Origin of the sequence: Streptomyces sp. NPDC058274 (genome assembly GCF_042881375.1) — a bacterium.
GTDB lineage: Bacteria > Actinomycetota > Actinomycetes > Streptomycetales > Streptomycetaceae > Streptomyces.
In genome coordinates this window covers 119,303-142,683 of the sequence record NZ_JBHVXW010000013.1, presented here as the reverse complement: position 1 = coordinate 142,683, position 23,381 = coordinate 119,303, and the positions used below count along the sequence as shown (strand labels likewise).

The following is a 23,381-nucleotide window of genomic DNA, read 5'->3' as shown; positions in this document are numbered from 1 at the left end:
CACGCTGTCGTGCTGTGTCGGGGAGAGCTATGCGGCGTCTCGTACGGTGCCGGTGACGACGGGCCGGGTCTGCGGGGCGTCGGATTCGCTGAAGTCCGTCCACCGCAGGCGCAGGGACTCCTCCGGCTCGGCCACTCCGTCGGACACGGTGGGCACCTTGACCTCGGCGCTGAGCTGCCCCGCCGGGATGGTGACGGGCAGGTACAGTCCCTCCACCGTGGACAGCGCGCGCGAGGGCTGCGGCGATTCGCCGGTGTTCTCCTCGAACCACGTGGGGTCGGCGTCCGTAGTGGACAGCTCGTGCCCTGCGGTGACCGGCAGCACGAGGAAGCCGCTCTGCATGTCGGTGTCGGCGGCCTCGGAGAGCGACACGCGCCAGGTCAGGCTCTGGCCCTCCACGACCTTGTCCGCGACCGGCGTCACCGTGCTCGTCGGCATCGGGTCGTCGTTCTGCGCCGTGACACCGCCCTCGTACGAGCCCACGACCGTGTCGTTGAGGGCCTTGACGAACACGTTGTGCGCGACGTCGTAGTCGAAGCGGGTGTTGCCCCGCACCTCGACGGGCACGTCGATGGTCCGGCTGCCCGGACGCACGGTCACGATGCTGTCCTTGAACTCGTCGGTGACCGGGTCGGCGACGAACAGCCGGACGCGGCCCTCGCCGTGGCCCGACACCCGTACCGGCATCCGGTAGGTCCGGCTGTCCGAGTCGCCCTCCTTGACGGTCAGCCGGCCGAGGTCCACCCGGGGCAGGGCGGCCGGCCGCACGGCGGGTGTGCCGGGGCGCCAGCCCCAGGAATCCATCAGCCAGGCGCGGCCGGCACCACTGCGCGAGGTCAGTTCGAGCGACGCCACCCGCTTCAGGTCCAGCCCGGCGCGGGTCGCGGCCGTCAGCGGTACGCGGACTTCCCTGGCCCAGTACGAGGAGGTCCGGTCCGTTCCCGGCAACCCGTCGACGCGCATCTGCCCGAGGTCGGCACGACGGCCGCTCGCGTCGGTGACGGCGATGTCCATCCGGGTTCCGCTGGTGTTGGGCGGCACGATGATCCGCAGCGCCAGCGCGTCGGCTCCGGCGACGGAGACCGGCTGCGCGGGCCTGACCCGCGTCTGCGAACCGGCTGCCGACCACTTCAAGGCGACGGCGTAGCGCCCCGGTTCCTTCGGCATCGCCCACGGGGTGAAGTGCGGTGAGGTGCCGTGCGCGTCGGTGGGCAGGCAGCCGGCGGCCGCGTCGACGTCCACCTGTGTGCACACCCGTCCGCCGTCGACCTCGGCGGACGGTTCGGGCAGGAACGCGGAGGTGCGCCGCGCGCCGACAGCATGCGTGAGCACGCGCGCCGGGCCCGCCGAAGCCGCCCGTACGTTCGAGCCGTCCAGCAGCGGGCGGACCCGGTCGTCGGCTCCGACGAACACCCGGGCCGCGGCGGCGATGTAGGTGGCACCGGCGGCCCGCTGTCGTGCGGCGGTCAGCCGGGTCGCCGTACCCGGCGAGCACACCGGGTCGGGCCGGTCGTCGGCCCAGAAGTCGTCCTCGGCGGGGGCCTTGGCCTGGCCGGGGGTCCATTCGCTGTTGAAGAAGTTGTGGTTGGCGCCGACCACGTAGACCGCGCTGTGCAAGGCGGCACCCCGGCTCACACCGCGCGTCCCGTCCACGTACAACTCGCCCTGCAGATCGGACACATCGCCGTCACAGCCGGGAAGGATCGTCATGGACGGTACGTCGGGTACGGGGTTCCGGCCGAAGATGGTCGGGCCGATCAGGACCGTGCCACGGATCTTCCAGCGCGTCGGGCCGTGATATCCGTCCTGGTCGGCGGGCGGCGCGTCGAGGCTGTCCAGGGCGGCCCGGTTCACGCCCTCGCCGCCCCGGGAGTGGCCGACGAGCAGAACGCGCGACAGGTCGGCCGGCGGCGCCGACCGCACGATCGCCGGGGCCGAGGCACGGCCTGCGCCCGCCCAGGACGCCCAGCGCGCGAGGTGCAACCGCACCAGGGAGGAGCGGGCCTGGGCGCCGCCGTCCTCCGCCGCGTAGTCCTGTCCGTTGATGCCGTTGGCTGAGATCGACACCGTCACATAGCCCTGGGAGGCCAGGAGTTTCTGGTCGCGCAGATATCCGCGGTAGCTGGGCACGGCCTTCCAGCCGGACCTGCAGGGCCAGTCGCCGGTCGCCTCGCCGCCCGAGTTGAAGCAGGTGTAGTGGCGGCCGTGCAGGAACAGCGCCAACGGCCGGTGTCCGGTGGCCCCGGTCGGTGCCACGACCACCGCGCGCATCTCCACCGGGGCGGAGAACCCGGGCAGCCGTACGGACTTGAGCTGGTACTCGCCGGTGACCGTCCGGTACGCGCCCGGTCTGCCGGGGTCGACGGGGTTGGCCGGCGGCCGGGCCGCGGGTTTCACGGCCGCGCCGGAGCGTCTGCTCCCGCTCCCCGTGCCGGTGACGGGCTCGTCCTTGTCGAGCCGGTGGCCGCCCGCCCGGACCTGCAACTCCTCGGCGGATCCGAGGCGTACGCCGTCCAGCGGAAGCCGGAGCGTATGACGGTCCTCGTCGGCGACGGGCCGGCCCAGTGACCGGTCGCCCGCGTAGAACTCGACAGCGGCGTCGCCCATGGGCAACGGGCCGGACGAACGCCAGGACAACTCCCTGCCGCCGTCCGCGCCGGTGATCCGCCACCCCGCCCCGAGGTGGCCGTCGAGGTCCACGGGCGGTGACGGCGAGGATATGAGGCCGCCGGGCTGCTGCGCGTACGCCTGCCCGGGGGACCCCACCGCCATCACGCATAAGGCCGCGGCGGCAGCCGTCATCAGACGCGGGACACGGATCAACGTCTCTCCTCCTCCTGGTCGGGAACCTGGCAGAGGGACCACTCTGCACACGGGCCCCTCGGACCCCGAGGATGCGAGATACGGGTGTGGGGTTGCCTCGCGGTGGCGGAGGGCGGGAACCGGCTCCGGAGCGCCGACGGGAACGCGCCGAACGGGGAAAGGAGTTGGGATCGTTTTCCGAACTCCCCCGCGAGCCTTAGGAAATGACCTCCGCGAGGCGAATGCGAAGGTGGCTCCGCAGGCCCTCTCCCATGAAGCGTTCGTAGGAATCCGTCACATTTTCGGCTACGCGATGGCCGCGCCTTGTCGCCACACGGTCGCTCGACTCGGGCGGATTCCCATTCACCATGATCCAGAGGTTCGGAAAAGGCCGGACCATTTACCGGCCTGTATGGGCATCGGTTCCGGGGCCGGCCCTGAAACGGCGCCCATTTTCTAGTGACCAACGCCCGTGAGGTAGCGAGGAGACCTCCAGCGAGCCGAGGCCTCGAACCCGGTGAGTAACCGCGAAGTACCGCTTCTTCACTGGACATTCACCGTCGCCACAAGGGCCGAAGCCGCCGGGGACCGACGGGCGTCCCGGGCGCGGCTCACAAGCAATTCACAGGAGCCGTACCGCTTCCCGCCCAAAACCCCCACACCGACTCAGCACGCCATCAGCGGGGTTGGAATAGGCTCAATGCCGAATCCTGCCGTTCCTCCATCTCGCCAGATCCTACGGAATATCCGGATTGCCGTGTTGGGGACGTTGCCTTTTTGTGGAGTTCTTGTTGCAACTCGCTTCACCCTGAGCTAATTTGATGCCGCATCACGCAGGTAACCTCCTCCAGGCCGGAGTCTCGTCCCTTCTGGGGATCTTCGGGTTCACCAAGAATTCTCCCGCCGCAGGAAATTCATTGTTCTCGATGCAAGGAATCCCCGTGAGGATCCTTGCCTCACCTTCAGTTGTTGAGGAGCCGCAGTGCGCCGCACGCCGTCATCGACGATGAACTCCGAGGGCACGACGCCCCGCCCGAAGCGCTCGGGCAAGAGACTCCGCCGGTCCACGCTCGCCGGCGCGCTCAGCGCCGTGGCCCTGGTGGTCGCACTCCCGACCGACGCGAACGCCAACGTCCTCACGCTTCTGCCCCAGAACGCCGACATTCTGGATCAGACGTACTCCCCCGCGTACGACTACGACACGGACGGTTGCTACACCACCGCCGCCATCGGTGCCGACGGCACCATCAACCCCGGCCTGTCGCTGGGCGGCGACGTGAACGGCCACTGCCACGACCCCGCCCAGCTGAACAACGCCAACACGTACTCGCGCTCGAAGTGCAACAACGGCTGGTGCGCGGTGATGTACGCCAGCTACTTCGAGAAGGACCAGGCGACTCTGGGCCCCGCGGCCATCGGGCACACCCATGACTGGGAACACGTCATCGTGTGGATCAACAACAACCAGGTCCAGTACGTCTCGGTGTCGCAGCACAGCAGCTACGCGCTGGCTGCCGCCGCCGACGTGCGCTTCGACGGGACCCACCCGAAGATCGTGTACCACAAGGACGGTGTCTCGACCCACGACTTCCGCTTCGCGAACACCAACGACGAACCGCCGGAGAACGCCACGGGCGGCTGGTTCTTCCCGCGTCTCGTCGGCTGGGAGGGCTACCCGGCCGGTTACCGCGACAAGCTCATGAACGCCAACTTCGGCGAAGCCACGATCAAGATCAAGGACGGCTCCTTCAACGACAACCTCTCCTATGCCAAGCCGTCCGGGATTTCGTTCGACCCGTACGCGTGACACAGGCTCCCCACGACAACGGGCGTAGCCGGCGGACGTGTTGTTCGCCGCGAACCACGCCCTCGGTGACCGGTCCCGCCCCGTCGGACCCCACACGGCCATGAGCAACTGGCCGGGGCCGGGGCCGCTCGCCACGAAGGTCGCGATCGCCGGGGACTCGGCGATCGCGTCCGGGGTCGCCCGGTGCGACAGCGAGCCGGGCCGCCGCGCATTGCGGCACGGGTTCCGATCGGCCGACGCGGGCCCTGTCCGGAACCGGCCGACATGGGCCTGCTCGGAACCGGCCAACACGGGCCCTGTTCGGAACCGGCCGGCGCGGGATCTGTTTCGGACCGGCGCCCGGCGGCCCTATTCGGACCGGCGGCGGACGGCCGAGAGAAGGCGCCGCACACCCAGCACGTGCCCGCCAGTCGAGATGACGAGCAGCCGGTAGAGGCGTCCGGCGGCGCCAGGGAACTCGGCACGGCTCTCAGCGCGCAGCCGAGAGCGACCGGGGCCCACCTCGTCGAGGTGGAAGATCAGCGCGTACGACGAGAATCGATGACGCCCTTCCAGGACCAGCTCACGTCCCGGAACCGCGGCGGCCACCCGGAACCCGGGAAACGTCGAGCCGACGCCAAGGGGCCGCGGGCCGGACGCGGTGCGGTCCGCGCATCCGACCACTCTCGCGTAGCCGCCCGCACCCCGGCGCGAGAAGGAGCGGTCCAGCGTCTCGCCCAGACCCCGCCAGACGTCGTCGACCGCCGCCTCGATGACCGTCGCGTGCTCGTCGACGTACGGCAGCGAAGCGATCTCCATCAAGCCCTCCATGAGGTTCGACCGCAGCCGATTCGACCGCAGCCGAAAAGCGGGGCTTTTGCGTACGACCAGATCTTGCGGAGTACGCGCCGGCCTCGCGGAGCACTCGTCGGCCTCGGCCGGCCCACGAGCCGCTCTCATTCTCAGCGCAACTTCCGTTCCGTGCGGCCGGAGTGCGCCCACTGTCCGGCATCTCACAGCCGCCGGTCGTCCGCCGCGTCGGACTCGTCTTCGTGTGCCAGGCGACCGGCCTGGTGCCCTGAGACGGGTCGCCGGGCGGCGTGCTCTTCCTGTCGCGGGCCGGCTAGGTGCCCGTGGTCCCCGCGGCCGCCTCGGGCAGGCGGAAGCACGCGGTGATGGTCTTCCCGTTGGGGCAGCGGCGGGCCTGCCACTCGTCCGCCAGCGCGTCGACGAGGAACATGCCCCGTCCGCCGAGACGTTCGGTACTCGGCGGCCGGGGTGCCGGCAGGTCGGTCGAGGAGTCGTGCACGCTGACGTGCAGGCACTCGGTGTCCCAGGTCAACAGCAGCTGGGCGTTGCTGTGTGCGTGCACGTGCGCGTTGGTCACGAGCTCCGACACGGTGAGCAGTACGTCGTCCACGGTGTCCGGCGCGGTCCTGGTCCAGCCGAGGGCATCGAGATGCTCGCGCGCCCACTGCCGAGCCTCGTTGACGCCCCGGGACAGAGGCATGGAACGCGCCCAGCCCACAGCCCTCATCGACGATCCGCTCATGACGATCCTTCCCGCACCGGCTTCGCTCGTTCTGCTGTCCGTGTACCCCCGTCAGGCTCTTTCAGAGGGCTTCTTTCCATGAGGGACGCGGTCGCCGGACCGGGCCTGACCGCCTTCAGGCGAACGCCCGCCGGTCCGCGTGGCAGCCGATCGGCCGGCCACCTGGCCTCGTGCCGTGACCGTCCACGAGCTCTCTCGGACCGACGCCCGCCGGATCGCCGTGCGCGCACAGCTGCTGGACAGCGCGCGACTGGCCGGCCTGGCCAAGGTGCCGTGGAGTCGACCGGGTGGACGAACGACCGCAACGTCACGCCCGGACTGTCCGGACAGCCGCACACCCGTGACCGGAAATCACGCTTTCCCGACTTCGCCTGCAACTTCCAGGTCGAGGAACGTCTCGTTTGAGCCAGGTACAGACCTGCACTTCGTAGCCATTTGTTACGAAAGGGTCAGCCATCTGTGCCTTATGCGGTCATTTGCCTGAGGTCATGAGTTGACCGTGAGTCAGCGGTGTACAGGGGTGCCTCTGTGGCTTGATCTTCACCACGGGCACACTGACCTCGGGGAACGAGCGCGATCCGTAGTCCACGGCCGCCGCCCCATCCGTGGGGGGATCTCAGATGCACAGCCGCAGCACGCGCTCGCGCAGACCGAGAACCACCGCGGACCGGCTCGCCGCAGCCGTCCGCTGGGCGGGGCGGCTGCTGTGCTGGACGCTCGCCGTGGCCATGCCGGCCGCGGCAGCCGAAGCGGTCGTCGCGCCGCAGGCCGACTGCTGGCAGGCCGCCTGGCAGGCACCCTGGTATCTCGTTCCCGTGTGGGCCCTGGCCTGGGCGGTCCTGCGGATCCGAGAGAAGTACGTGGCCGGGCGGGACGACGAGGAGGACGTCCCGGCGGACTTCGACCGAGCCGCCTGACGCCGCCCGCGGCGAACCAACGCGCCCGCCTGACGCCGTCCGCAGCAAACGAACGCGCCCGTGACCGATGAGTCTGCCTCCGCGCCGGAGTCCAAGTGATCGACCGCAGATCACCGCGCCGCGCCAGGAGGACCGATGACCACCGCCCCGACCCACGCCGAACGAACCCTTGACGTGCCCGGTGCGCGCCTCCACTACGAGGTACGCGGCCAGGGTCCCCTCGTCGTGCTCTGCGGTGCTCCGATGGGCGCCGCGGCTTTCGCACCGCTGGCCGAGCTGCTCGCCGTCGACCACACGGTGCTCACCACCGATCCGCGCGGCATCGGGCGCAGCCGCCTCGACGACCCCACCCAGGACTCCACCCCGCAGCTGCGCGCCGACGACCTGTCCCGGCTCATCGCCCGTGTCGACGCGGGCCCGGCCGTCGTCCTGGGATCGAGCGGCGGCGCCGTCTCCGCACTGGCGCTCGCCGAGACCCACCCCGAGCAGCTGCATACCGTCATCGCCCATGAACCCCCGCTGACCGAGCTGCTGGAGGAGCGCGAGCAACTGCGGGCCGGGACCGACGACTTCGTGGCCACGTATCTCGCGGGTGACGTGATGGGCGCCTGGAAGAAGTTCTTCGCCCAGGCCGACATCGACCTGCCCGAGCCCGTGATGGAGCAGATGTTCGGCGGAGAGCGGGATCCGCAGCAGGTCGCGGACGAGTTCCGCTGGTTCGCCCACGAGCTGCGCCCCACCGCCCACTGGCAGCCGGACATCGCGCTGCTGGGCTCGACGACAACCCGCCTCGTGGTCGGGATCGGGGCCGACTCCGCCGGCCAGATCTGCGACCGGACCTCCCGCGCCCTCGCCACCGCGCTGGGCGTCGAGCCCACGGTGTTCCCCGGCGGCCACACCGGTTTCGTCGAAGCCCCGGACGCCTTCGCCACGCGGCTGCGTGAGGTGCTGCGGGCAGGCTGAGCGGAGCGGGAGGTGTGGCCGGAGGCGGAGGCTTCCGGCCACCCACGGGCTTCGACGCCTCACGGACGCCGAACGTCGTCATCGGCGTCTGCCTCCCCATGGCCCCAGGTGCGTTGTCCGGGCTGGTCGGTGACGCGGCCGGCCGGGGTTTGGCCGCCGGCCTCTCGCACGCCGGTCAGCACGTCGCAGGCCCGGTCAGGCGGGCTCTCTCGGAGGCAGGCTCTGGTAGTAACTGCCCACGCGGGAAAGGTACTCGGGGTCCTGGGTCTCGCGGTCGGTCCGGAAGCGGGGCGCCGATCTGACCTCCTCGCGGGTGCAGACGACCGTGATCTTCTGTGCCTCCGTGTCGACGCCGCTGACCACGCCCACGGGCACCAGAAGGCTCTTTCCGAAGACCCACACCCCGGTGTCCACGACGAGATGGCGCATCCCGGATTCGTCGGCCTGCCGGTCCACATGACCTATCGTCCCGTCGATGGCCTCGACGACGTACCCCGTGAGTTCCTGCCCCGCGGTGTGTCTGCACTGCGGCGGGTACGACCAGATTCCTTCGATGGTCACGCTGTTCCTCTCCTTCACGTTCCGCGGCATTTCCTTGCGCGATGTCCCTGGGCGCCACCGGGCATCGCTCTCGGCAGTGGTCAGGTCGGGCCTTCCTGGGCCGGGCCGGTTTCCGGGCGTGCGACAGGGGCGCTGTGCGCCGTCGGCATGCGCCTGGAGTCGAGCGGGTGACCGCCTGGGGCCGGACGATGGCGGAGCGAGGCAGGATTCCCTGCCTCGCTCCGCCATCGTCCGCTGTCAGCGTCTGCGGCTGGACCAGCCGCTGCCGATGCCGGCGACATGCAGAGCCAGCACTGCGAGCCCGATGAGCATGACATTCGTCGACGTGAACACGTCGTTCGTAGAAATGTCTGCGGCATTGATCAAAAACGCGATGAAGAACAGAACCGCCGCCACGATACCGAGCATTGGAGTCACCTCTTTCTGAGTGGTGAAGTCCGAATGCCCACAGGATGGCCGCCGACACCGCACAGATCGGGCACGATCCGGGCACGGCGCCAACGGACTCACCAGTGCCGGCCAGGACAGCTCCGCGCCGACGAACAACCGGTCCCACCGATCGGCACAGGAGACTCCTGACACCGTGGCTACACGACTCGCTGACACCGCGGACCGGCTTCCTGACCCCGGGGCTTCACGACTTCAGGAAGTCGGCCAACCCCGCCAGCAGACGGTCGACATCACTCGTGTCGCTGTAGGGCGAGAGACCCAGGCGCAGGCCTCCGGAGTCCCCCAGCCCGAGATGGCGCGACGCCTCCACCGCGTAGAAGGATCCGGCGGGTGCGTGCACACCCAGCCGGCCGAGGAAGCCGTACGCGTCCGCGGCGGCACGGTCGTCGAAGGTGAGGAGCAGGGTGGGCGTGCGGTCGGCCGCCCTGGAGTGGACCGTGACTCCCTCCATCACGGAGAGAGCCGTCTCCAACCGGCCGCGCAGCACTGCCTCATGACGGGCTATCAGGGAAAAGGCCGACCGCAGGCGTTCCCGGCGTTCACGCGAACCCTCGGCAGCGAGTCCCGCCAGGAAGTCGACGGCGGCGCGGGTGCCGGCCAGCGCCTCGTACGGCAGCGTCCCGAGCTCGAAGCGCTCGGGGACCATATCCGCGGACGGCAGCAACTTGTCCGGATTCAGGGTCTCCAGCAACTCCGGCCGGGCGGCGAGGACGCCGTGGTGGGGGCCGAAGAACTTGTACGGCGAGCAGACGAAGAAGTCGGCGCCGAGGTCGGTGACGTCCACGAACTCGTGTGCCGCGTAGTGCACTCCGTCCACGAACAGGAGCGCGCCGGCCCGATGGACCAGCCGCGCCATCCCGGCGACGGCGGGACGCGTGCCGATCAGGTTGGAGGCGGCCGTGACCGCCACGAGCCGGGTCCGCTCGGTGAGCAGGTCACCGACGGCCGAGGCGGGCAGTTCACCCGTGACCGGGTCGAAGTCCGCCCAGCGCACCTGGGCTCCGGCCGGCTCCGCTGCCTGGATCCAGGGCCGGATGTTGGCGTCGTGGTCGAGGCGGCTGACCACGATCTCGTCGCCGGCCCGCCAGGTCCTCGCGAGGATGCGGGAGAAGTCGTACGTCAGTTGGGTCGCACTGCGGCCGAAGACGATGCCGCGAGGGTCGGCCCCGAGCAGATCCGCCATGGCCCGGCAGAACTCCGCCACGATCGTCTCGGCATTGACCTCGCCAGGGGCCACGGACCCGCGGATGGACAGAGGGTTGCCGAGCGCGTCGGCGACGGCATCGATCACCGGCGTCGGGGTCTGTGTACCGCTCCCCACCCCCAACGGCCTCGGCCCGCCCACGAGTTCACCCGTGCTCGCCCTCCGCGTCCACATGCGGCAGCAGCCGGTCCAGCCAGTGCGGGGTCCACCAGGCGTGGCTGCCCAGCAGCGTCATCACCGCGGGAACGAGCAGCAGGCGTACGACAGTTGCGTCGATCAGCACGCTGACCGCGAGCCCCAGGCCGAGCATCTTCACCACGATGTTGTCGCTCACGATGAACGCGGCGAACACGCTCACCATGATCAGGGCGGCACAGGTGATCACGCGTGCGGTGATCTCCAGGGCATGTGCGACGCTCGCTCCCGCGTCCCCGGTGTGCAGCCAGGCCTCGTGGACCCGCGACAGCAGGAAGATCTCGTAGTCCATGCTCAGGCCGAAGATGATCGCGAACATCATCATCGGCACATAGCTCTCGATCGGCACCTTCCCCGACACTCCCAGCGCGGGTCCGCCCCACCCCCATTGGAAGACGGCGACCACGACGCCGTAGGAGGCGGCGATGGACAGGACGTTGAGGACGGCTGCCTTCAGTGCGACCAGCAGTCCGCGGAAGACGATCAGGATGACGAGGAAGGCGAGTGCCACCACCACCGCGATGATCAACGGCAGACGGCTCGCGACGATGTCGCGGAAGTCGACCTGGGCGGCCGTCGTACCGGTGACATACCCCTTGGCGTCGGTGCCGGAGACGGCCTGGGGCAGGGTCTTGTCGACCAGGCGGTTCGTCAGGTCGGTGGTGTCCGCGCTCTGCGGGGCCTCTTTGGAGAACACGGTGGACACCAGGACGTCGCCGTCCTTGGTGGCGGTCAGCGGTGTGGTCGTGACCGCGCCCGGCACGTCGGTGAGTGACTTCTGGGCCTGCGAGGCCAGGGCGGAACGCTGGTCGGACGGCACCCCGGTCTGGTCGATGACGACGGTGAGCGGGCCGTTGGAGCCGGGGCCGAACGCCTGCGCCATGGTGTCGTAGGCCCGTCGGTCGGTGAACGACTTCGGATCGGCGCCGTCGCCGATGTGGCCGAGCTGGATGGAGAGCACCGGGATCGCCAGCACCAGGACCACGACCGCCCCGCCGGCCAGGAACCACCACGGACGCCGTTGCACGCGCTGGGCGTAGCGATGCCACGTGCCCTGCACCGGAGCGCCCGCGGCCGCGTCCGTCTCCGCGACGGGGCGGCGCACCCGGTAGCGGTCGATGCGCCTGCCGATGAGCCCCAGGAGGGCGGGGACCAGGGTCAGTGCGCCGACGACGGCCGAGACGACGGTCACGGCCGCGGCGACACCCAGTTTCCCGATGAAGCTCACTCCGGAGACGGACAGCCCGGCCAGGGCGATGATCACCGTGCAACCGGAGACGAGCACGGCCCGTCCGCTGGTGGCGGTGGCCCGCCCCGCCGCCTCCACCGGATCCGCGCCGTCGATGAGGTTCTGCCGGTGACGCGTGATCAGGAACAGCGCGTAGTCGATACCGACGCCCAGGCCGATCATCGTGGCCAGTGTCGGTGACACCGTCGCGAAGGTGAAGGCCGCGGCGAGCAGGCCCAGACACGCGAGGCCCCCCACGACACTGATCAGCGCGGTGAGCAGCGGGATGCCCGCGGCCAGCACACTGCCGAAGCCGACGAGCAGGACGACGATCGCGACCGCGAACCCGATCAGCTCACTGATGCGGTCGTCCGCCGCCGGCCTGGCCAGTTCGCCGAGTGGTCCGCCGTACTCGACGTCGGCGCCCGCGGCCCGCAGGGGCTGGACCGAGTTGTCCACGCCGTTCAGATACGAGTCTCCGAGCGTCGACGGCTGCACGTCGAAGCGGATGGTGATGTACGCGGTCTTCGCGTCGCCGGAGAGCGGGCCGACGTTCTGCTGCGAGGACTGACCCGAGGACGGCTGCGACGAACCGGGAGGTGGCAGCGGATTCTGTGCCGACAGCACGTGCGGCAGCTTCTGCAGATCCGTGACGGTCTGGTTCATCTGCGAACTCAGCGACGTCAGCGGCTTGTCCGTGTCGTGCAGCACGATCTGGCTGCTGTAGCCGCCGGCCGCTGGGTCATGCTGCCGCAGCACATCCAGGCCCTGCTGCGACTGGACGCCGGGCAGCGAGAAGTTGTCGGAGTACTCGCCGCCGAACGAACGGTTCACCACCTGGAGGGCGACGATGGCGACCAGCCAGGCCGCGATGACGACGGCGAAGTGCCGGGCGCACCACTCCCCCAACCGACGGAGTCTTCCGGCTGCGGCCCGCCCACCCCCTGAACTGGACCCGGTTGCCGACATGGACCGCTCCCGTGGGAGACATTTCCGACGCATTCATTAAACGCCGCTCTGATCACGACGTCATCCGGAGGAGCGACCGCCCCCGTCGGCCTCCCCACCGGCCCGGGGCAGGACACGCCCCGCGAATCCGGCGATGTCCTGGACGACCCGCTCCGGCTGCTCCCAGTACAGGACGTGGCCGGAGCCCTGATGGACGACCAGCGTCGAGCCGAAGATCGTGTCGAGGATCCGCTGCTGATCGGCGCGCGGCAGGTAGGCGTCCTCGTCGCCCCAGAGGAGCAGCGTGGGTACGAGGATGCCCCGCAGGGTCGCCGCCAGGTCGGTCTCCAGCAGGCCTCGTACGGTCTCCTGCCACACGTACGCCGGGACCTTGAGGCCCTCCTCGGTCATCGTGGCCATGAAGCCGCGTCCCACCGGGCGGCTCACCATGCCGCTGAGAAATTGCTCGACGAAGGGGCGGGGCACCGGATCGCGCAGGGCCTGGACGCTCTCCCACAGGGTCGCGGCGGCGGGCTTGTCGTCGAGCGTCGCCGGTACGCCCATCAGCACCAGGCCCGCGACGCGGTCCGGATGGCTCCCGGCGACCATCCGTGCGGCCACACCACCGGACGACGCCCCCACGAGGACGGCACGGCCGATCCCGACGGCGTCGAGGAACTGCAGGAGGTCGCGCGCGAAGTCCTCGGGGCGATAGCCCTCGGCGGGCCGGTCCGCGTCGCCGTGTCCCCGCTGCGTGGGAGCGTAGGCGTGCAGCGTGGCCGGAAGTTGCCTGAGCAGCGGCTCGAACGTCCACCAGGAGTCGCCCAGGCCATGGACGAGGACCACGGGGGCACCATCAGGAGGGCCCGCCTCGGCATACGGCAGGAGCGACCCTCCCGCCAGCCGCGTGGACTTCACCTCGACCGTGCTCACGGCGGCCTCCTGACGTCGGTCGGCCCCCTCGTCCGCAGGCCCGGGAGGCACGCGAAGATCACTCCCATCGTAACGACGGGTGGTGGCACCCGCCCGCTGTCTCCCTTCGCACACAACGGGCTCCGGTCGCGCACGGCACGCGCCCGGTCTGTCCGGGAACCGACAGGCCCCGCCCTGTCCGGGAATCGGACACCCCGCCAGATGAGTGCATGCCACAGCTACCCTGTGTCGCAGGGCTCTTCCCCGTGACCGGCCCCCGCAGCCGGGCGGGTGACCGCGTACCGCCGGGGACCGGCTCCGGGAGGCACACAGTGAGTACGGGGGCCACGGACGGCGGGCGGATCGTCGCCGCCCTGGACGGGGTGAGCGTCCGCCGCTTCACCACCGACCAGGTCATCCTCGACGGCATCGACTGGCAGGTGCGCTCCGGGGAGCACTGGGCCCTGCTCGGCGCCAACGGAGCGGGCAAGACCACGCTGCTGCGGCTGATCGGCGCCCTGATGCATCCCACCACCGGCACCGTCGAGGTCCTGGGCCACCGGCTCGGACGCGTCGACGTGCGCGAACTGCGGGCGCACATCGGTCTCGTGTCCTCCGCGCAGCGTGTCCCGCAGGACGCCACCGCGCACACGGTCGTCCTCACCGGGCACACCGGGACGGTGCAGCCGCTGTGGCGCAGTTACGACGCCCAGGTGCGGGAGCGGGCGCACGCGCTGCTGGCCGAGCTGGAGATCAAGGAGCTCGCGGGCCGTCCGTACGGCGTGTGTTCGGGTGGCCAGCGGGCCCGGATCCTCATCGCCCGGGCGCTCATGGCCGACCCCGCGCTGCTGCTGCTCGACGAGCCGTTCAACGCGCTGGATCTGCCCTCCCGCGAGGACCTCATCGACTCGATGCGCCGGCTCGCCGACGGACGGCCCGGACTGGCCACCATCACGGTCACCCACCACCTGGAGGAGCTGTCCCCCGCGATCGGGCACGCGTTGCTGCTGCGGGAGGGACGGGTGCAGGCCTCGGGGCCGGTCGCCGACGTGCTGACCGGACCGCTGATGACGGCCTCCTTCGGCCGCTCCATCGAGGTCAGCCGTCATGACGGCCGGTGGATGGCACGCTCGGGCGGGGCAGCCTGACCGTGGCCGGTGGACGGCGCACGCGGGCGGGGCAGAGAGCGTGGCCAGTGGACGGCGGGCCCCGGCAGAGCCGGCTGACCGTGGCCGGTGGACGGCGCGCCCCGGCGGGGCAGCCAGGGCGTGCCCGGCGGACGGCGCGCTCCGGCGGGGCAGCCGGAGCGTGCCGGGTGGACGGCGCGCTCCGGCGGGGCAGCCTGACCGCTGCCCCGCCTCGACGTCCCGTCGGCGCCCCCAAACCGCCCACGAGGGTGGTCAGTTGACGCCTCGTTCGTGCCCTTCCCAGTACGGCTCGCGCAGCTTGTACTTCTGCAGCTTGCCGGTGGCCGTGCGGGCCAGTTCGCCGCGGAACTCCACGGACGTCGGGGCCTTGAACCCGGCGAGGCGTTCCTTGCAGTGCCGGATGAGTTCGTCCTCCGTCGCCTCGGCGCCGGGGGCGAGCACCACCAGCGCCTTGATGGTCTCGCCCCACTTCTCGTGCGGCACTCCGATGACCGCGACCTCGGCGACGGCGGGATGGCTGAAGAGGGCGTCCTCCACCTCGATCGAGGAGACGTTCTCGCCGCCGGTGATGATGACGTCCTTCTTGCGGTCGCTGATCGTCAGATAGCCGTCGTCGCCGATCGCCCCGCCGTCCCCGGTGTGGAACCAGCCGTCGGACAGCGCCCGTCCGGTCTCCTCGGGCTGCTCCCAGTACCCCTCCAGGACGACGTTGGAGCGGGCGAGGATCTCGTCCTCGTCGTCCGTGCGCAGGGTGACGCCCAGTGCGGGAGCGCCGGCCCGCACCAGCCGTTCCGCACGCGTCCCGGTGTCGAGGCCGTCCCATTCGGCGCGGGTCCGGTTGATCGTGAGGAGGGGTGAGGTCTCGGTCAGGCCGTAGATCTGGATGAACTCCCAGCCCAGCTCGGACTCGACGCGCGCGACGGTCTTCGTGGGCGGCGGAGCCCCGGCGACGATGATCCGCACCCGGTCGCGGCCGGGGATCTCGCCCTCCCAGGACTGGGCCGCGGCCAGCACCGCGTTGACGACGGCGGGCGCCGCGCACATCACCGTCACGCCGTGGTGCGCCACCCGGCGCAGGATCTCGGCGCCGTCCACCTTGCGCAGCACGATCTGCGGCACGCCCAGGGCCGACATCGCGAACGGCATGCCCCAGCCGTTGGCGTGGAACATCGGCAGCGTGTGCAGATACACGTCCCGGTCCGTGACGCCGGCGTGCAGCGCGAAGGTGACGGCGTTGACCCAGATGTTGCGGTGGGTGATCTGCACGCCCTTGGGGCGGGCGGTCGTACCGCTGGTGTAGTTGATGGTGGCGGTGGCGTTCTCGTCCGGCTGCCAGGGCTCCGGTTCGGTGTCGAAGCGGTACAGCTGGGCGTCGGCGGCCGCCCCGAGGGTGAAGCGGTGCTTGCAGGTCACACCCGCGAGGCGATCCGTCAGTTCGGGGTCCACGAGGAGCACGCTCGCGCCGGAGTGCTCGACGACGTAGCTCACCTCCTCCGCCGTCAGCCGGAAGTTGACCGGGACGAGGACCCGCCCGTGGCCGCTGACGCCGAAGAACGAGGTGAGCAGCCGTGCACTGTTGGGCGAGACCACCGCCACGCGTGCGCCGTGCGGCACGCCGAGCGCGTCGAGGCCGGCGGCCTGAGCCCGGGCCAGCTCCCCGACCCGCCGGTAGGTCAGCCCCTCCCAGGACTCAGCCGGCTGGTCCGGTTCGTCGACGATCCCGGTCCGGTCGGCGTACACGGTGGTGGCGCGGTCGAGGAAATCACGGACCCCGAAGGGGACGATCATCATGGCCTCCCGAAGCTCAGACGAGGTACAGCTTCCATCCGGCCACGGTCTCGTGCATCCGGACAACCCCGGCGACCCGACACTCCACTCGGCCGACCCCGTCGTGCGACCAGGACCCGAGTCTCGGCACGGACGCACGCGATACTGGGACCGGCGGGAGCAGAGAGGCAGGACAGTGAGTCAACAGCAGGCAGCGTACGACGTGTTGGTGGTCGGGGGCAGCGGGGTGGACACCATCGTCCGCGTCGACTCCCTGCCGGTCCCGCTCGCCGATTCGGTCCATGTCGGCCCGATCGAGGAATGGCCCGGCCACACCGGAGGCAATGTGGCACTCGGCGCCCGGGCACTCGGGCTGCGGGTGGCGTTCCTCGACTGCATCGGGGACGACTGGACCGGTGCGCAGGTGCGCGAGCGTCTGGCCAAGGGCGATGTCGAGTTCGTCCCGCTGATCTCCCCCGCCGGCACCCGCCGAGCGGTCAATCTGGTCGATGCCGGCGGCCGGCGGATGTCCTTCTACGACGCCCGTGACCCGGACGACCTGCGGATGCCCCGGGACTTCTATCTCCCCCGGCTGCGGCGCGCCCGGCACGTCCACCTCTCGATCACGAACTTCACGCGCTTCCTCTACGACGACATCGAGGATCTCGGCATCCCCGTCTCCACCGATCTGCACGACTGGGACGGACTGGCCGGCCACCACCGGGAATTCGCCCTCCGCTCCGATCTCGTCTTCTTCAGCACGGCGTGCGTCGGAGAGGGCTTCACCGCGCTGATGCGGGAGATTCTGCGCGAGGGCCGCGCCCACACCGTGGTCGCCACGGCCGGCGCGGACGGGTCCTACGTCCTGCCCCGGGAAGGCGGCTCCACCCCGCATCACGTCCCGGCGATCGCCCCGCCCGCGCCGGCCGTGGACTCCAACGGCGCGGGAGACGCCTTCGTCAGCGGCTTCCTCTACGGCACGCTCACCGGTCGGGGCGTACTCGACTGCGCCCGGCTCGGCGCGGTGGCGGGCGCCTTCGCCTGCACCGCGCCGGGCTCCACCGCCCTCATCAGCCAGCAGGCCCTCCTGGGGGCCGGCCACTGAGCCGACGGAGGCCCCCTGCCCGGCGACAGAGGGGGCCTGCCCGAGGGCCGGTGCCCCGGCGACGAGCGGGCCGGCCGAGGGCCCGTGCCGCGGATCCACACCCCTGGCGTACGCACCCTGGTGACAGCGGCCGTACCCCGCCCGTGTCGCGGCGGGGCTGCGCCCCTGCCCGCCTAAGATCCGTCGCTGTGGCACACACCTTCGACGAACTGGTCGAGAAACAGCAGGTAGCCGACGAGACGCACGCGAACGTCCTGGAGCTACGGGAAAAGTTCGGGGCCCCGACGCAGGACGGAGGCTGGACGGCTCAGGAGTCCGAGACGTACGAGACGGCGTGGCGGGCGTGGCGGGACCTCACCCGTGACGTACAGGCCGCGGTGGCGGAGTACGCGAAGGCCGAGGGCAAGGACCGTGCGGAGGTCGAAGCGGCCGTACAGGAGCGCGCGGGCACTCCGCCCACCACCGACGAGTGACCGGGCGAGCGCCGGCGTGACCCCCTGTGTGGTCACGTGTCGATGGTCCGGCCCGGACTGCGCGTGCTGGAGCTGGGCACGCAGGTCGCCTTCCGTGACGAGCTCACCTCCCTTGTCCTGTCCGGTGCCAAGCGGGCCACGGCCGGGCCGGCGGCCGAATACCGCACCAGGACCGAGGTCGTCTGTCTGCGCTTCCGCCTCACCGGGTGAGGCCGCGCCGCCCGCAGGCGTCAGTCCGGACGGTGCGCGGCGACCGCGAACATCGTCACCGACATGTGCAGTGCGCCGTGCTCGGCGGCCTCGGTGAGGTCCGCGTACAGCCGGTCGCGCTGCGCCTCGGTGATCAGCTCACGGCGCAGGGCCGATCCCGCGAGCATGCGGATGAGCGGCCAGGTCACCGCCGTATGGTCCTGCATCAGGGCTTGTGAACCCCGGTCGTCGACGGTCAGTCCTGCCGCGGACAGCTGGCCGAGGAGCTTGCGTCCGGCATAGGGGTTGGCCGCCGAGGTGAGCGCTCCCGAGGTGAGCGCGGCGATGGTCTCGGGCTCGCCGGGGTGCAGAATCGTGGTCGCCCAGTCCGTGTCCAGGAGGACGACCCGGCCACCGGGACGGAGCACCCGGGCCATCTCGTCGACCGCCCGCTGCGGCTCCAGGAGATGCTGGAGTACGCGCTCGCACCACACCACGTCCACCGAGGCGTCGGGCAGCGCCAGGGCGAGCGCGTCACCGTCCGCGAAACGGGCCTTGATGCCGGCCGCGGCCGACCGCTCCTCGGCGACCGCACGCAGTCCGGGGTTCGGCTCGATGCCCAGCGCCTCTCCGTCCGCGGTGACGGCCGTGGCCAGCGCCCGGGTCTGGGATCCGGTGCCGCAGCCGATGTCGACGGCCCGCTCGCCCGGACGCGCGGCCACCGCGTCGTACGCCCACGCCCTCAGTCGGCGCACCCCGTCATTGGCCTCCTGGGCGTCCAGCGCCGACACCAGCCAGTCGACGTTGGAACCGGCGATGTTCTTGGTGTGGAATCCCGAAGTCGGTTGTGTCTGCCCCATGCCGGCCACTCTAGTTGGCATCACTGACAGCGACAGCTCTGCTGCGCCGGGGGCGAGGTGGGCCCGGCGCAGCCGTCCCGCCCCTCGACGAGGCGTACGTGCCAGGGCGTTGTCAGTGGTGCCGGGAAGAATATGGGTCATGACAACTCCCGCTGCAGTCATCGTGGATTCCGCCGCCTATGCGCAGGCCGTCGAGGACGCCGTGAAGGCTTCCGCCGCCTATTACGAGGGCGGCACGTCGACGCTCGACGACGACACCTACGACCGGCTGGTGCGCGGGATTGCGGCATGGGAGGCCGGTCACCCGGACGAGGTGTTGCCCGACTCCCCCACCGGGAAGGTCGCCGGTGGTGCGCTCGAAGGCGATGTCCCGCACACGGTGGCGATGCTGAGCCTCGACAATGTGTTCTCCGCCGAGGAGTTCACCGTGTGGACCGCGTCGCTGGCCCGGCGGCTCGGCCACGAGGTCACCCGGTTCAGCGTCGAGCCGAAGCTCGACGGGCTCGCGATCGCCGCCCGGTACACGCGCGGCCGCCTGGCCCGGCTGATCACGCGCGGTGACGGGACGGCCGGGGAGGACGTCTCGCATGCGATCGGCACCATCGAGGGTCTGCCACGGGAGCTGGCCGAGCCGGTCACGGTGGAGGTGCGGGGCGAAGTCCTGATGACGACGGCCCAGTTCGAGCACGCCAACGAAGAGCGGACCGGGCACGGAGGCCAGCCGTTCGCGAACCCGCGCAACGCCGCGGCCGGCACGCTGCGCGCCAAGGACCGTGCCTACACCGTCCCGATGACGTTCTTCGGCTACGGTCTGCTGCCCCTGCCCGACACGGAGGCGGCGCTCGCGGAGCGGCTGGCTGAGGGCGCGCACAGCGAACTGATGGCGGAGGCGTCCCGCCTCGGCGTGAACACTCCCGCCGCGACCGCGGTGGCCGGCATCACCGCAGGCACGACGGAGCAAGTCCTCGCGCGCGTCCAGGAAATCGCGGCGCTCCGGGCGGACCTGCCGTTCGGCATCGACGGGATCGTCATCAAGGCCGACCTGGCGGCCGACCAGCGGACCGCCGGATCCGGTACGCGCGCCCCGCGCTGGGCCATCGCCTACAAACTTCCGGCAGTCGAGAAGATCACCCGCCTGCTGGAGGTGGAGTGGAACGTCGGCCGCACGGGAGTCATCGCTCCGCGCGGCGTGCTGGAGCCGGTCGAGATCGACGGTTCCACCATCACGTACGCGACCCTGCACAACCCGGCCGACATCACCCGCCGCGACCTGCGGCTGGGCGACCATGTGATGGTGCACCGGGCGGGCGACGTCATCCCGCGCATCGAAGCTCCCGTCGCCCACCTGCGCACCGGCGAGGAGCGGCCGATCGTCTTCCCCGAGGTGTGTCCGCGGTGCGGCTCGGCCATCGACACCAGCGAGCAGCGCTGGCGCTGCGAGAACGGCCGCAACTGCCATCTGGTCGCCTCCCTCTCCTACGCCGCCGGCCGCGACCAGCTCGACATCGAGGGCCTCGGCGCCACCCGCGTCGTCCAGCTGGTGGAGGCCGGTCTGGTCGCCGATCTCGCGGACCTGTTCGCCCTCACCCGGGACCAGTTGCTGGGCCTGGAGCGGATGGGCGAGACCAGCACCGACAACCTGATGGCCGCGCTCACGGTCGCCAAGGGGAGGCCCCTGTCGCGGGTGCTCTGCGCGCTCGGCGTCCGCGGCACCGGCCGCTCCATGTCCCGCCGTATCGCACGGCACTTCGCCACCATGGACGCGATCCGGGCCGCCGACACCGAGGCCATGCAGCAGGTCGAGGGGATCGGCACCGAGAAGGCGCCGACCATCGTCGCCGAACTGGCGGAACTGGCCCCGCTGATCGACAGACTCGTGGCGAGGGGCGTCAATATGACCGAGCCCGGCGCCACTCCGCCCGCGCCCGTCACCGAGGATGCCCCGGAGGCCGGGGACGGCGGGGTGGCCGGCGGGCCCCTCGCGGGTATGACGGTCGTCGTCACGGGCGGGATGACGGGGCCGCTGGAGAAGTTGAGCCGCAATCAGATGAACGAGCTGATCGAACGGGCCGGCGGCCGCTCCTCCTCCAGCGTCTCCAAGAGGACCTCCCTGGTCGTCGCCGGAGACAATGCCGGATCCAAGCGCGCCAAGGCCGAAGACCTCGGCGTCCGCCTGGCCACCCCCGACGAGTTCGCCGCCCTGGTCGCCGACTACCTGGCCTGACCTGGCGCGCCGCAGCGTGGCCCACCTCACAGGTAGTCCCGGACGGCGCAGGAACAATCCGAGACGGTTGACCGTTCATCTATACGTGGCTGCGGAGGGGACAGTGTCCCCGGGCCTCACCTATAGCCCATGGGGACGATCGTTCGGCTGAAGCCCCATGGAGCCTTTCGCCGCGAGGCGACCGCCCTCCGCCAGTCACCACCTTCGGCCCCGGCTGGTCTCCCCCGTCCAGTCGGGGCTCTTTACTGCCCTCCCACACCCCGCCGCCAGGCGTGGGGCACCCCCTCGCCCGCCGATGTGCTCCGCATCACCATTCCGGTGGTGCGTGGAGCGATGATTTCGGACCGGCCCGACGGTCTCTATGGGCGTATTCCATGGAGCGAGGAAGTGGAGCGAATCCCATGCGCATCGTGATCAATGAGTTCATGAGCCTGGACGGCGTCGTGCAGGCACCGGGCGGACCTGACGAGGACACCGAGGGCGGCTTCGCTCACGGCGGCTGGACGCACCCCTTCTTCGACCCGGAGGTGGTGGGCGGCGCCTTCGACGACGCGTTGCGCAAGGCCGAGGCACTGCTGTTCGGACGTCGCACCTGGCAGTCGATGGCCGCCGCCTGGCCGGAGCGGGCAGGCGACCCGTTCGCCGACCGGATGAACGCCATCCCGAAGTACGTGGTGTCCCGGACGCTGGGTGACGACAAGCCGGCGTGGAACAACTCCACGCGCATCCCCGGTGAGGAGGCCATCGACCGTATCCGGGAGCTGCGCGCGACCGACGGCGGTGACCTCCTGGTCATGGGAAGCCCCACGCTCGCGCGCTCCCTCCTGAGCGAGGGCCTCGTCGACGAGCTCCGGCTCATCGTGATGCCGGTGATCCTCGGGGGCGGCAAGACGATCTTCCCGGACGACGGCGGACTGCACACGCTTGAGCTGGTCTCGACCGTCACCAGCGGGGCGGGCGTGCAGGTCACCACCTACCGGCCGGTGGCCTGACCGGCGTCCGGGCCGGGACTCGTCCCGGCCCGCGCGGCCTGCCCTCGGGCGCCCAGCAGGGCATCGCGCAGGGCGGCCCGCCCCACTGCGCAATGGGCGCGTCAACCGCGCTTTTTCCCTGAGGCCTTGGCGGCCAGACGTTCGACTTGCGCGGCCGCCTTCCCGGCGTGGGTTCGCGCGGCGCGCACCCCGCGACCGGCCTCGCGTTCCCGCTCCCGCGCACCGCGCTCGTCGGCTCGCGCCTGACGGTGCTCCTCTTCCGCGGCCTTGAGCTTCTCGGTGAGGGCCTTGAGTTCCTCGGTGAGTTCGGTGACGCGCTGGTGCAGCGCCTCCGTCCGTTCCTTGGCGTCCTGCACCGCGCGCTCGGCGGCTTCCGCCGCCGTCTCGCGCGCCAGGAGGTCACCTTTGGCGTCTTCGGACTCCTGGCGCGCCTGGGCGAGGCGTTCTCGCCGCCGCGCATCCGCCGCCGATTCACCGTCGCCGGAAGCCGGCGGCTTCTTCGCCGGGGACGGCGGGGTCTTCGCCCGGGACGGCGGGGTCTTCGCCGGGGGCGTCACCTTCTTCGCCGCGGACGGCGCACCATTTCTGCGTGACGGCGCCGCCGGGCCGACGGCCGGGAAGCCGACGGCCGGACCGATGGGCTTGGCGAGCCGGCCGGCGGCCCATTCCCGAGCGGCATCAGGGTCGGCCAGTACGGCCTGCAGGGTGTCCTGCACCTCGCGCTGGGCGTCGTCGGCGAGCGGGTGCCCGGCTGCCGCGGCAAGGTCCCCCGCCTGCTGCGAGAGTGCCCTGACGACAGCGCGCTGCTGCTGAGTGAGCCGGCGCAACTGGTCGCCGTCCAGATCGTGGTGCGCGCTCCGCAGGGCTTCACCCAGCTGGATCAGCGGTTTCACCTCGTCGGGCCGCTCCCGCACCAGGAGGTTGCCGGCCCACGCGGACAGGCTGGGCCTGCGCAGACCACTGATCTGCTCGGCGAGCTTCCGGTCGCCGGCCGTACGCGCTGCCGCGACGCGCTCGTTCCGCGCGGCGGTGAACTGCTCCGGCCGCAGCCCGTACAGCTCGTCGGCGACAGAGTCCAGGTCCACCGGCACCCTCTTTCGGACGG

At 70.9% G+C, this 23,381-nt stretch carries 21 protein-coding genes; 10 read left to right on the top strand and 11 right to left on the bottom strand.

The features are described from left to right. Window positions 1–27: 27 nt before the first annotated feature. Complete coding sequence (locus ACFVYF_RS24540) at window positions 28–2,772, bottom strand: hypothetical protein (protein WP_389458569.1); 2,745 nt, start codon at window positions 2,770–2,772, stop codon at window positions 28–30. A gap of 1,036 nt (window positions 2,773–3,808) precedes the next feature. Between ACFVYF_RS24540 and ACFVYF_RS24535 the strand changes: the two genes are divergently transcribed. Beyond that, window positions 3,809–4,609: an NPP1 family protein gene (locus tag ACFVYF_RS24535; RefSeq protein WP_389458695.1), complete on the top strand. Its 801-nt coding sequence runs from the start codon at window positions 3,809–3,811 to the stop codon at window positions 4,607–4,609. A gap of 348 nt (window positions 4,610–4,957) precedes the next feature. Here the strand turns inward: ACFVYF_RS24535 and ACFVYF_RS24530 are convergent, their stop codons facing one another. Together ACFVYF_RS24530 and ACFVYF_RS24525 are read right to left on the bottom strand one after the other, a co-directional pair. Next, window positions 4,958–5,407, bottom strand: a complete 450-nt coding sequence (locus tag ACFVYF_RS24530; RefSeq protein WP_389458567.1) for a hypothetical protein — start codon at window positions 5,405–5,407, stop codon at window positions 4,958–4,960. A gap of 304 nt (window positions 5,408–5,711) precedes the next feature. After that, window positions 5,712–6,140: an ATP-binding protein gene (locus ACFVYF_RS24525; protein ID WP_389458565.1), complete on the bottom strand. Its 429-nt coding sequence runs from the start codon at window positions 6,138–6,140 to the stop codon at window positions 5,712–5,714. A gap of 273 nt (window positions 6,141–6,413) precedes the next feature. On the opposite strand from ACFVYF_RS24525, the gene ACFVYF_RS24520 reads away from it, so the two are divergent. The 3 genes from ACFVYF_RS24520 to ACFVYF_RS24510 all read left to right on the top strand — a co-directional run bounded on the left by ACFVYF_RS24520 (window position 6,414) and on the right by ACFVYF_RS24510 (window position 8,020). Further along, window positions 6,414–6,545, top strand: a complete 132-nt coding sequence (locus ACFVYF_RS24520; RefSeq protein WP_389458563.1) for a hypothetical protein — start codon at window positions 6,414–6,416, stop codon at window positions 6,543–6,545. Between the two features lie 215 nt (window positions 6,546–6,760). Further along, window positions 6,761–7,057, top strand: a complete 297-nt coding sequence (locus ACFVYF_RS24515; RefSeq protein ID WP_389458561.1) for a hypothetical protein — start codon at window positions 6,761–6,763, stop codon at window positions 7,055–7,057. A gap of 135 nt (window positions 7,058–7,192) precedes the next feature. Then, window positions 7,193–8,020: an alpha/beta fold hydrolase gene (locus ACFVYF_RS24510; RefSeq protein WP_389458559.1), complete on the top strand. Its 828-nt coding sequence runs from the start codon at window positions 7,193–7,195 to the stop codon at window positions 8,018–8,020. 195 nt (window positions 8,021–8,215) lie between these two features. On the opposite strand, the gene ACFVYF_RS24505 is transcribed toward ACFVYF_RS24510, so the two are convergent. The 5 genes from ACFVYF_RS24505 to ACFVYF_RS24485 all read right to left on the bottom strand — a co-directional run bounded on the left by ACFVYF_RS24505 (window position 8,216) and on the right by ACFVYF_RS24485 (window position 13,539). Beyond that, window positions 8,216–8,581 (bottom strand): PRC-barrel domain containing protein, encoded by a 366-nt coding sequence (locus tag ACFVYF_RS24505; protein WP_389458557.1) that lies wholly within the window; start codon window positions 8,579–8,581, stop codon window positions 8,216–8,218. Between the two features lie 237 nt (window positions 8,582–8,818). Continuing rightward, window positions 8,819–8,989, bottom strand: a complete 171-nt coding sequence (locus ACFVYF_RS24500; RefSeq protein WP_383273161.1) for a hypothetical protein — start codon at window positions 8,987–8,989, stop codon at window positions 8,819–8,821. Between the two features lie 226 nt (window positions 8,990–9,215). Then, window positions 9,216–10,409, bottom strand: coding sequence for a cysteine desulfurase-like protein (locus ACFVYF_RS24495; RefSeq protein WP_389458555.1), 1,194 nt, complete (start codon window positions 10,407–10,409; stop codon window positions 9,216–9,218). Then, the gene (locus ACFVYF_RS24490) at window positions 10,381–12,627 is read right to left on the bottom strand and encodes an MMPL family transporter (RefSeq protein WP_389458553.1); all 2,247 of its coding nucleotides are present in this window, start codon (window positions 12,625–12,627) and stop codon (window positions 10,381–10,383) included. Before ACFVYF_RS24490 ends, ACFVYF_RS24495 begins: the two co-directional genes overlap by 29 nt. A gap of 60 nt (window positions 12,628–12,687) precedes the next feature. After that, the gene (locus ACFVYF_RS24485; RefSeq protein WP_389458551.1) at window positions 12,688–13,539 is read right to left on the bottom strand and encodes an alpha/beta fold hydrolase; all 852 of its coding nucleotides are present in this window, start codon (window positions 13,537–13,539) and stop codon (window positions 12,688–12,690) included. A gap of 341 nt (window positions 13,540–13,880) precedes the next feature. On the opposite strand from ACFVYF_RS24485, the gene ACFVYF_RS24480 reads away from it, so the two are divergent. Then, on the top strand, window positions 13,881–14,666 hold the full coding sequence (locus ACFVYF_RS24480; protein ID WP_389458693.1) for an ABC transporter ATP-binding protein: 786 nt from the start codon (window positions 13,881–13,883) through the stop codon (window positions 14,664–14,666). A gap of 252 nt (window positions 14,667–14,918) precedes the next feature. Here ACFVYF_RS24480 and ACFVYF_RS24475 read toward each other — a convergent pair whose 3' ends face one another. Continuing rightward, on the bottom strand, window positions 14,919–16,454 hold the full coding sequence (locus ACFVYF_RS24475) for an AMP-binding protein (RefSeq protein ID WP_389458691.1): 1,536 nt from the start codon (window positions 16,452–16,454) through the stop codon (window positions 14,919–14,921). A 175-nt stretch (window positions 16,455–16,629) separates the two neighbouring features. Between ACFVYF_RS24475 and ACFVYF_RS24470 the strand changes: the two genes are divergently transcribed. The 3 genes from ACFVYF_RS24470 to ACFVYF_RS24460 all read left to right on the top strand — a co-directional run bounded on the left by ACFVYF_RS24470 (window position 16,630) and on the right by ACFVYF_RS24460 (window position 18,221). Beyond that, complete coding sequence (locus ACFVYF_RS24470; protein ID WP_389458550.1) at window positions 16,630–17,538, top strand: carbohydrate kinase family protein; 909 nt, start codon at window positions 16,630–16,632, stop codon at window positions 17,536–17,538. A gap of 188 nt (window positions 17,539–17,726) precedes the next feature. Continuing rightward, a complete protein-coding gene (locus ACFVYF_RS24465) occupies window positions 17,727–18,011 on the top strand; it encodes a hypothetical protein (protein WP_389458548.1) in 285 nt (94 codons plus the stop codon). Between the two features lie 36 nt (window positions 18,012–18,047). Next, complete coding sequence (locus tag ACFVYF_RS24460) at window positions 18,048–18,221, top strand: hypothetical protein (protein WP_389458546.1); 174 nt, start codon at window positions 18,048–18,050, stop codon at window positions 18,219–18,221. A gap of 20 nt (window positions 18,222–18,241) precedes the next feature. Here the strand turns inward: ACFVYF_RS24460 and ACFVYF_RS24455 are convergent, their stop codons facing one another. Continuing rightward, on the bottom strand, window positions 18,242–19,060 hold the full coding sequence (locus tag ACFVYF_RS24455) for a methyltransferase domain-containing protein (RefSeq protein ID WP_389458544.1): 819 nt from the start codon (window positions 19,058–19,060) through the stop codon (window positions 18,242–18,244). 139 nt (window positions 19,061–19,199) lie between these two features. Here ACFVYF_RS24455 and ligA point away from each other — a divergent pair, with 139 nt between their 5' ends. Further along, window positions 19,200–21,284, top strand: a complete 2,085-nt coding sequence (gene ligA / locus ACFVYF_RS24450) for an NAD-dependent DNA ligase LigA (protein ID WP_389458542.1) — start codon at window positions 19,200–19,202, stop codon at window positions 21,282–21,284. A 401-nt stretch (window positions 21,285–21,685) separates the two neighbouring features. Beyond that, window positions 21,686–22,276: a dihydrofolate reductase family protein gene (locus ACFVYF_RS24445; RefSeq protein ID WP_389458541.1), complete on the top strand. Its 591-nt coding sequence runs from the start codon at window positions 21,686–21,688 to the stop codon at window positions 22,274–22,276. Between the two features lie 101 nt (window positions 22,277–22,377). On the opposite strand, the gene ACFVYF_RS24440 is transcribed toward ACFVYF_RS24445, so the two are convergent. Next, the gene (locus ACFVYF_RS24440) at window positions 22,378–23,361 is read right to left on the bottom strand and encodes a hypothetical protein (protein ID WP_389458540.1); all 984 of its coding nucleotides are present in this window, start codon (window positions 23,359–23,361) and stop codon (window positions 22,378–22,380) included. Window positions 23,362–23,381: the final 20 nt, after the last annotated feature.